At 38.9% G+C, this 9,587-nt stretch carries 9 protein-coding genes; 5 read left to right on the forward strand and 4 right to left on the reverse strand.

Annotated elements, in window-relative coordinates; translation table 11 throughout:
* Positions 1-8: 8 nt before the first annotated feature.
* The 3 genes from J655_RS10345 (at position 9) to proB (ending at position 3,232) form a co-directional block, all read left to right on the forward strand.
* The gene (locus J655_RS10345; RefSeq protein WP_005073191.1) at positions 9-683 is read left to right on the forward strand and encodes a hypothetical protein; all 675 of its coding nucleotides are present in this window, start codon (positions 9-11) and stop codon (positions 681-683) included.
* A 179-nt stretch (positions 684-862) separates the two neighbouring features.
* Positions 863-2,083, forward strand: a complete 1,221-nt coding sequence (gene cgtA / locus J655_RS10350; protein WP_002118576.1) for an Obg family GTPase CgtA — start codon at positions 863-865, stop codon at positions 2,081-2,083.
* A 15-nt stretch (positions 2,084-2,098) separates the two neighbouring features.
* Positions 2,099-3,232, forward strand: a complete 1,134-nt coding sequence (gene proB, locus J655_RS10355; protein WP_002118789.1) for a glutamate 5-kinase — start codon at positions 2,099-2,101, stop codon at positions 3,230-3,232.
* Positions 3,233-3,258: 26 nt separating this feature from the next.
* Here the strand turns inward: proB and J655_RS10360 are convergent, their stop codons facing one another.
* Positions 3,259-3,915, reverse strand: coding sequence for an HAD-IB family hydrolase (locus J655_RS10360; protein ID WP_005067866.1), 657 nt, complete (start codon positions 3,913-3,915; stop codon positions 3,259-3,261).
* Positions 3,882-5,090, reverse strand: coding sequence for a DUF1615 domain-containing protein (locus tag J655_RS10365; protein ID WP_049069290.1), 1,209 nt, complete (start codon positions 5,088-5,090; stop codon positions 3,882-3,884). The genes J655_RS10360 and J655_RS10365 overlap by 34 nt, the downstream gene beginning before the upstream one ends.
* Before the next feature lie 83 nt (positions 5,091-5,173).
* On the opposite strand from J655_RS10365, the gene dusB reads away from it, so the two are divergent.
* Positions 5,174-6,199 carry a tRNA dihydrouridine synthase DusB gene (gene dusB / locus J655_RS10370; RefSeq protein ID WP_005067871.1) on the forward strand — a complete coding sequence of 342 codons (1,026 nt, stop codon included), beginning with the start codon at positions 5,174-5,176 and terminating at the stop codon, positions 6,197-6,199.
* 37 nt (positions 6,200-6,236) lie between these two features.
* Here dusB and J655_RS10375 read toward each other — a convergent pair whose 3' ends face one another.
* Together J655_RS10375 and J655_RS10380 are read right to left on the reverse strand one after the other, a co-directional pair.
* Complete coding sequence (locus J655_RS10375) at positions 6,237-7,283, reverse strand: NAD(P)H-dependent flavin oxidoreductase (protein WP_005073201.1); 1,047 nt, start codon at positions 7,281-7,283, stop codon at positions 6,237-6,239.
* A gap of 117 nt (positions 7,284-7,400) precedes the next feature.
* Complete coding sequence (locus tag J655_RS10380) at positions 7,401-8,102, reverse strand: VIT1/CCC1 transporter family protein (RefSeq protein WP_002118524.1); 702 nt, start codon at positions 8,100-8,102, stop codon at positions 7,401-7,403.
* Between the two features lie 267 nt (positions 8,103-8,369).
* Here J655_RS10380 and J655_RS10385 point away from each other — a divergent pair, with 267 nt between their 5' ends.
* Entirely contained in the window at positions 8,370-9,587 is a 1,218-nt protein-coding gene (locus J655_RS10385; protein WP_002118409.1) for a tetratricopeptide repeat protein, read from the forward strand.

Consider the following 9,587-nt stretch of genomic DNA (forward strand, 5'->3'; position numbering starts at 1 on the left):
GGATGCTAATGTTCCGTTCACTCAAGAGTATGTTAATTAGTTTCTTTTTAATGATGATACTTGCCGCTATTATGTTTTGGGTGTATCTCAATATTCAAGCAAATTTAGTCGTTTCGGCTCATAATGCCGATATTAGTTTACCTGACTCTTTAGAAACAAAAATTCAAGTTGGTAATACTTTGCAGGTTCAGTCTATTGGTAAACTTGATACAACTTTAGATATAGATCGCCAATTAACTTTACCCCTAAAAGGGAAATATTTGGCAGATTTAAATTTTGCTGTAGAAACACCTATTACGGTAAGTGTCGATTATTCAACGACTCTAAAAATTGATCAGGTTATGCCTTTAGAAACCACCACAGATTTGGTTTATCAAAGTAAGTTTTTACCAAAATTTCCACTTAAATTAGATATCCCTATTAAATTAGATGTGCCTTTTAATTTAAAACGTAGTTATACCGTTCCCGTTAAAATTGTTTTTGATGGTCCAGTTTATTTTGAATTCGATGAACCTGTAAATTTATCGGTGAAACATCAGTTTAAACCAAGCCTAAACGTAAATGATCCTATGGAAATGGGGAATGTCTCTTCATTTAATGCCATCATGTATAATTCTGTGCCAAAAACAAAAGCAAATCTTGATATGCAAATGACCTTACCTCTGCGCAATGTTCATCCTTGATAATTAAATAAATTGACTAAATTTTATTTTTTATAAGGATCCTATTTGCAAAACTAAAAGCATATGCTGGATTAAAGATAAAACAGATCGTTATAAATGGAATTGTTCCATTTTCTATTCGAGAATTTTATGAAAATATGGCAGAATAGGCGGTTTTAGAGTTTTTAGAGGATTGGCAGATGCGCTTTGTTGATGAAGCAGTCATTACCGTAGAGGCTGGCGACGGTGGCAATGGCGTAGCCAGTTTTCGCCGTGAAAAATTTGTACCATTTGGTGGCCCAGATGGTGGTGATGGCGGACGTGGTGGAAGTATCTATATTCAAGCTGATGACGATACAAGTACGCTAGTCGATTACCGTTACACACGTAAATTCCGTGCTGAGCGTGGAAAAAACGGTGCAGGTGCTAACTGTACTGGACGTGGTGGTGAAGATGTGGTTTTAAAAGTACCCGTTGGTACAACAATTGTTGATACAGATTCAGGCGATATTATTGGCGATTTGGTTGAAGACGGCCAAAGAATTCTGGTTGCTGGTGGTGGTGAAGGTGGTTTAGGTAACACTCACTTTAAATCATCAACTAACCGAGCACCGCGTAAATGTACCACTGGTACAAAAGGTGAGTTCCGCGAAATTCGTCTTGAATTAAAAGTATTGGCAGATGTTGGTTTGCTAGGTATGCCAAATGCCGGTAAATCTACTTTCATTCGTGCTGTAAGCGCTGCAAAACCAAAAGTGGCAGATTATCCATTTACAACCATGGTTCCAAACTTGGGTGTAGTCGATGCTGACCGTCATCGTTCATTTGTAATGGCCGATATTCCTGGGTTAATCGAGGGTGCAGCAGAAGGTGCTGGTTTAGGAATTCGCTTCCTTAAACATTTGGCACGTACTCGTATTCTTTTACACATTATTGATGTACAACCAATTGATGGTTCAGATCCAGCGCATAATGCAAAAGCTATTATGAATGAGTTGGCTAAGTTCTCACCAACTTTGGCTAAATTACCAGTTGTTTTAGTACTCAATAAACTTGATCAGATTGCTGAAGAAAGCCGCGAAGAGTGGTGTCAGCACATTCTAGATGAACTAGAGTGGACTGGACCTGTCTTTAAGACATCGGGCTTATTAAGCGAAGGTACAAAAGAAGTTGTGTATTACCTGATGGATCAGATTGAACAACAACGTGAACGCGAAGTTGAAGATCCTGAATACGCAGCAGAAGTAAGAGCTTTCCGTGAACAACTAGAAGTTGAAACACGTGAACAAACCATTGCGGCAAAAGAAGCATATCGTGCAATGCGTCGAGCACAACGTCTCGAAAGCATGATGGACGATGATGATGATTTTGACGATGATGAAGACGACAATGATGTAGAAGTCATCTACGTTCGTGACTAGAAAACCGAGGGAAACATGATAGAAGTGGTCGATGGGCAACGTCAGCTCAGTGAGTGTAAACGAATCGTTGTTAAAATCGGATCATCTTTACTTACAGCTAATGGGCAAGGTTTAGATCTGGACGCTATTTCGCATTGGGCGAAACAGATTGCAGATCTGCACAATGCTGGACACGAGATTATTTTAGTGTCATCAGGAGCTGTAGCAGAAGGTATGGTTCGTATGAAGCTTGCGAGTCGACCCACCGATCTACCCAGTCTACAAGCCTGTGCTGCAATTGGGCAGATGGGCTTAATTCATACTTGGTCTAGTGTGCTTGAAAACCACGGTATTCGTACTGCTCAGGTTTTATTGACTCATGATGATTTGGCAGATCGCCGTCGTTATCTGAACTCGTGTGATGCTTTGCAAAACTTGATTGATTGGCGTGTGATTCCTGTTATTAATGAAAATGACACGGTATCTACTGACGAGATCCGTTTTGGTGATAATGATACCTTAGCTGCTATGGTGGCAGGTCAGGTTCATGCAGAATTGCTGATCATTTTAACCGATCAGCAAGGTATGTTTGACTCAGATCCGCGTCATAATCCTGATGCTAAATTACTCTCTACTGTTCGGGCTATGGATGATGATTTGTTCGATATGGCCGGCGGTGGTGGTGTGCTTGGGCGAGGTGGCATGGTCACTAAAGTTCGTGCTGCACGTTTAGCTGCTAAATCTGGCTGCCCAACCCTCATCGCGAGTGGCGAAAGTGATAATGTCTTATCACGTGCGATGGCAGGTGAGATGCTAGGCACTTTGTTTACTACAGATAAAGACCGCATGACTGCTCATCAACAGTGGCTCGCTGCTCATTTACAAACAGCAGGTCGTCTTGTGATTGATGATGGTGCTGTTGAAGCGATTAAATTGAAGCATCGCAGTTTGCTCCCTGTTGGAGTTAAAAATGTTGAAGGACATTTTGATCGTGGTGATGTGGTTGAATGTGTCGATAAACAAGGTAAACGTATTGCGGTAGGTCGAGTGAACTTTAGTTCACGATCAGCCGAAATTATTAAAGGCTTAGCCTCAGATAAGGTTTATCAAGTGCTTGGTGAAGCTCGTTCACTTGAAATGATTCACCGTGATCATATGGCAATTTATTAAGATTTACTCAAATAAAAAAGCTCGCTTTAAGCGAGCTTTTTTTCTGGTGTTAAACGAGGTAAAACACGGTCTTCACCTACCATATATGGATGTGTGGCGAGACTAAGCATGTCTAAGTCTTCCGAGCTATTACCATAAGCATAAATCTGGTGGTAATGCTGTAGCGTATATTGCTGATGTATTCTTAACTTCTTTTGTTCACTACTACAGTCTGGAGTGGAATAGTAACCCGTCATCATGCCGTTTTTAATTTGAGTTTCAGTACAAATTAATTCGATATCTAGTAACTTGCAAAGTGGAGCAAGATAGACATCAATTGAAGCTGAAACTAATACGACCTGATCACCACGCAATTGATGGTGTTGTAACTGATTAAAAATTTCAGGCGAAAGCACAGAGACTAACTCTTGTGCGTATTCTTCACCTAATTTTTGTAATTCGATTGCAGGCGTATTTTTAAACATGCTACGGAATAACTTGGCACGCATAGCATGGGCAGGATAAAAGTTAAGATAGTAGGCTTGAATCCATGGCAGAATTTTCAAGCCTTGCTTAACAATGTGACGCTTAGATAAAGCATAAAAGATGAACCCTGTAAAACTATCTTTACTACACAAGGTTCCATCAAAATCGAACAGGGCGAGACTTTTTATAGTCTTATTCGTTTCGCTCGTTGCATACATGTTTCATATCGTCCGTTTACGCGGGTTGCATACCAATTGGTATTATAATCACGACTTAATTTAGGCCCAGAAATTACCACTTGAGGCATAATTGCATAGAGTGGTTCTTTGCCAGTTTTTGATTTATAAAGTTTAGTCAGCGCAATATAAGTTTGAGTACTTTCAAACTTTTTCTCTTTTTCTAATTTAAGATCATCACGGATTTGTCGTGGGGTAACCAATACATTATTTTTTGCAAATACCGTGATCAGTTCTTTTTCTGACTCGCTTTGAACTGCGCGTGGATCACCATCTTTTGTATAAAGAAGTAGATCGCCATCAAGACTTATATCTTTATCGGTAAGTTCTTTTAGCATTTTTTGAAAAGCTGCATTACGGCTAGAGTACATACCAGAGTTATAATCCGCAAAACGATAAATGGCTTTATCGTAGTCTGCCGGATAAACCATTAAACGATGTATGCCGTAATATAAACCACCGTATTCAGTATATAGGTCATCGCGGAGCGCAGCAGTACTCATACTCGAACGCTTATTGGCTTTAGCATAGTTAATATGAACTTGCATCGAACCCAAAGTCGTAATAGGGTTCATCTTCTCGCCAATATCTTGACCAACCAATTTGGCTGCACCAGTTAAGGCACTCACATGATAGTGTTTAGCCATGAAGTCGAAAATTTCTCGGTAAAGTAAGTCGAGTTCTTTCTCGGTTTTAACCTTACGCATTTGGCTCATATAGTTGTTATCAGGAGAAGGCTGAGTTCTTAGAACTTCTTCAAAATAACCAGCAATTGTTCCACCAACGGTTTTGCCAAGTTTATCTTCAAATTTTTCATTTAAACGTGTACTAACTTCTTCAACTGCCTTTTGCCCCAATCCAGGCACCTGAGGGTTGGCAACAAAGTTGGATTCCTGATCCACTACAGCTACAATACTACAGACATTTTTCTTGGTTTTAGGAATATCCAAGTCTTTCATAATGTCATCAATATCTTTAGCCCATGACTCACGGTCATGCACACGTGATGGAATTAGACGTTTAATCTGTTGGCTTTCTAGTTCAGGCTCATCATTGTTTGACCACCAAGCTTTATCACCACAAGCAGCTAAACTCATGCATACGGCAGCCATGCCGAATGATTTTAATAAAAAACGGGAAGACAACGGTTTGTTCATGGCGAGGAAAGCACCTGCATAAAAAGATGAGCCGATTAAGCGGATGAAGTATACTATGTTGATCATCAATTGTATGAATATATATGTATATTGGTCCCTATCAACTGTCAAATAATTTAATTGTTGCTCCTATGGCCGGAGTAACTGACCGTCCATTTAGAACACTCTGCAAGTATTTTGGCGCAGGCCATGCAGTCAGTGAAATGATGACTGCTGATAAAACTTTGCGGATGAGCAAAAAGAGCCTCTACCGTGCGAACTTTGATGGTGAACTCGCTCCAATCTCTGCTCAAATTGCAGGTTCTGATCCTGAGCAATTGGCAGAGGCTGCACGTTATCAAGTAGCAAATGGCGCACAAATTGTTGATATCAATATGGGATGTCCTGCCAAGAAAGTATGTAATAAGCTCGCTGGTTCAGCGTTATTACAAGATGAAGACTTAGTGGCTCGAATTCTTGATGCGGTTGTTGCTGCTGTTGATGTTCCCGTGACTTTGAAAACCCGTTTGGGCTTTTTAAATGGCCAAGAAAATATTTTAAGAGTCGCAAAAAGGGCAGAAGAAGCGGGGATTGCCGCGCTAGCTTTACATGGCCGTACTCGCGAAGACATGTATCTAAATACAGCACGTTATGATTTGATCAAACACGTTAAAGAATTAATCAATATTCCACTTATTGCGAACGGTGATATTGATAGTCCTGAAAAAGCAAAATATGTACTCGACTATACAGGGGCAGATGCAATTATGATTGGTCGCGCTGCTCAAGGTCGGCCATGGATTTTTCGTGAAATTGCTCATTATTTAAAAACTGGTGAACATTTGGCTGCACCTAATATTGAAGAGGTGAAGCAGGTGTTACTAGGACATTTATCAGAACTTTATCAATTTTATGGTGAATACTCTGGCTGCCGTATTGCCCGTAAACATATTGCTTGGTACACCAAAGGATTACGCTCAAGTAACGAATTCCGCCAAAATATGTATAAAGTTGAAAGCACTGCTGAACAGGCAATAGTAGTCGAAAACTATTTTAATCAGTTATTGGCTGAAGGCAATTTGATGAGTGATGTGCAAGTTGAGCAGGTTAACTTACTAGAAACCCATTAAATAAAAAGCCAGTATATGATTACTGGCTTTTTAAGATTTATTCATCTTCTAGCATTTCTACAACTAACTGGTTAACCAGATCAGCAGCATCTAGCTCTCGTATTTGAGAGACATTACTACCCGCCCAAAAAGCGCCGAAGCCATAGTCTTTATTTTTGCTTGCAATTGCATTGAGTTGCTTAGCCAAATCATAAGTATATGGATATTCTGGTTGAGAAGGGCGATTTGGTAGATCAATTTGTGTGTGCCAATGGTTGAGCAATCCACGTGCAGGACGTCCAGAAAGACTGGCACTAATTTGTGTCACAGGCTCATTAAATAAAGCTTTACGATATTCGGCAGATGCGTTTGATGTATGGCATTGAACAAATGCTGTTCCGAGTTGAACAGCACTAGCTCCTAAGCTCAACATATGTCGTGCTTGTGCTCCATTCATAATACCGCCAGCGGCTACCACAGGTTGTTTGCAATGTTGGACAATCAGATGTACTAAATCACTGGTTTTAATTGCTGCATCAAAGGTTTTATTAAAAATTCCACGATGTCCGCCAGCTTCAATCCCTTGAGCAATAATAATATCAATACCAGCTGCCTCAATGGCTTGTGCTTCAACTAAATTGGTAGCAGATACCATCGTAATAATTCCGGCATCTTTTAATGCCTGAATTTGATGGGGATGGGGAATGCCAAAATGAAAACTGACCGCTTTAGGTTTGGTTTCTAATACGACATTTAAAAAATCATCATTATCAAGAAAACTTGGATAAATACAGTTTAAGTTTTGAGGAGGCTGTTCTCCGAAATTTTCAAATTGGGGGCGTAAATATTCAATCCATTGTGCTGAGGTTTGAGGGTTTAGTTGTTCGGGTTGATGGCAGAAAAAATTAACCTGAAATGATTTTTCTGTAAGTGTTTGGGTTTTTAAAATCTGTTCACGTGCACTTTGCGCCGTATTTGCACCTAGACCTAAGGATCCAAGACCACCCTGATTAGAAACTTCTGCTGCAAGTTCAGGTGTAGATACACCTGCCATAGGGGCAAGAAAAATTGGATGTTTAATTTCAAGTTGTTGTAATAGGTCCATTTTATTCACCTCATTTCTTTCTATTCACCATAGCGTGAAAACCGAACCAAGAGCAAATAATATTGGGCATTTAGTTTTTAAATATTTAGTTCTTAAACATTGATAAGTTCTGACTTTTTAAAGTGGAGTAACATGAAATAAAGAGCCGATCCAGCTTGAAAAGCCCATCGCTAAAATTCCCCACAAGGTAATGCGTAGACTCCCTTTAAGCTTGGAAGTACCTGCGAAATGACTTGATAGCGCTCCTAAAAAGGCTAATGAAATAATGCCAAATATTAAGACTGTTTTTTCGATCCATATATCTGGACTGAGTAAAATAGCCAGCATAGGAAACAATGCCCCAAATGAAAATGAGCCAGCTGAAGCTAATGCGGCTTGAATAGGGTTTGCTGCGGTATTTTCATGAATACCAATTTCATCACGCGCGTGAGCCCCTAATGCATCATGATTTGTAAGTTCAGTAGCAACTTGTAGAGCTAAGTCAGGTGCTAAGCCTCTGGATATATAAATTTGGGTGAGTTCGTCCAATTCACGCTGCGGATGCTTTTTGAGTTCTTGTTCTTCAAATTTTAAGTCGGCTTTTTCAATATCTTCTTGTGATTTTACTGAAATATATTCTCCTGCAGCCATAGAGGTTGCACCAGAAATTAAACCAGCAATACATGCAATAAGAAGTGTATGAGCAGAAGCCCCACTTGCAGCCATTCCCATAATTAGGCTAGTAACAGAAATAATTCCATCATTTGCCCCTAAAACGGCCGCCCTTAACCAACCTGAGCGGTGAATAAAATGATGTTCTGGATGCTGAGAAAAGGACATGTTTTCCCCTATTTGTAGTTATAAATTTTTATCTTATCCTATAAGATTATTTACAATAATACGATTAAAAAATGTGTCATTATAGGAAAAACAAACAGATAAGAACTTTTTTAAAACATAATATTAAAGGAGATAAAATGAACAATTTAAAGAACTCATCTACTTATATAAACAGTGTCATTTATGGGTTTAATTATAATACTTATTGATTAAATTTTAATTTGATTGCTACGCAAGCATTCTACCTATTTTACTCTAGAGGTCCCAATGAATAGCAAAACAATAAAATCTATAACCCGTTCCTTTATCGTTATTGGTTCGATCTGTCCAGCTTTAGGCCTCTTAAGTGTTGAGACTAGTTTTGCGCAAGAGATTGTTAATCAAGAATATAAACCAGGTAATCCAATTTATGATAAATGGGATCAATTTTATAAAATTGAAAAGACTCAACCTGAAAATGCCGAGAAGTTATTATTAGAACTTGGAGAGATGACACCACAAGATATTAAAGTATGGAAAAGTTTAACTTATTTACAGATTAGGTTAAGGAAACAAGATGCTGCTTTGCAAAGTCTAAGAAAAGCAGAGGCATTAGATCCAGCAGATGATAATTTAAAACTCCAAGAAGCTTATCTACTGAATTCTCAAAAACATAACAAAGAGGCTTTGGTAGTTTTTAAGGAGCTTACGCAATCTAAAGATGCGGATATTGCCAATAAGGCGACACAGGCCGTAAAGAATTTAAGTGGAGGGGAAGTCAAAACTTATTTCCGTGATGTGTATTTTGCACCTTCATATGAATCACGTTACGACGATGTAATTTTCCCACTTAAAGCTCGCTATGGTAAGAACCTCGATAATGGTCGAGCGCAGGTGTATGGCTTTTTAAATCTAAACCGCGATACTCAATCTCAAGGCGGAGTACGACCTGAAATTATTGATGAAAATGCAGTAACTCTAGGTGTCGGCGCTAATTATCAACCTTGGACTTCTATACCTGTACGCATGTATTTAGAAGTAGGTGGAAGCTATGATCTGATTGACCGAAATAGAGATAAATTTCGTGAAAGTGTTGTGGGTGGGATAGCAGGTTATCAAGAATGGTATTCTCAAAATAGTTGTAATCAGTCACTTTGTTTTAATGATTACTTCACTGATTTATATGGCAATGCTGCGACTTATTCTAGAGAAGATTATAACGTTATTGGCGATTTACGCTTACGTACGGGTTTGAATGTCTATAAGGGGGAAACGGGCACTGTACAGGCGTATATGAAATTGCATGGCTTAGCTGACAGTAAAGATGAGTATTACAATAATTTATTTGAATATGGCCCAGGTATTTCATGGCAGCCTTTTAATTATCAACCTATAAAATTACGTGTAGAACGACTATATGGCAATTACTTTAAAGATGTGCCAGTAAATACGAAAGATCATTACAACAATACTCGAGTAGAACTCGTTTTTTATAAGGATTTCTAA

The organism is Acinetobacter sp. 1294243 (genome assembly GCF_000588015.1).
Taxonomy (GTDB): domain Bacteria; phylum Pseudomonadota; class Gammaproteobacteria; order Pseudomonadales; family Moraxellaceae; genus Acinetobacter; species Acinetobacter pittii.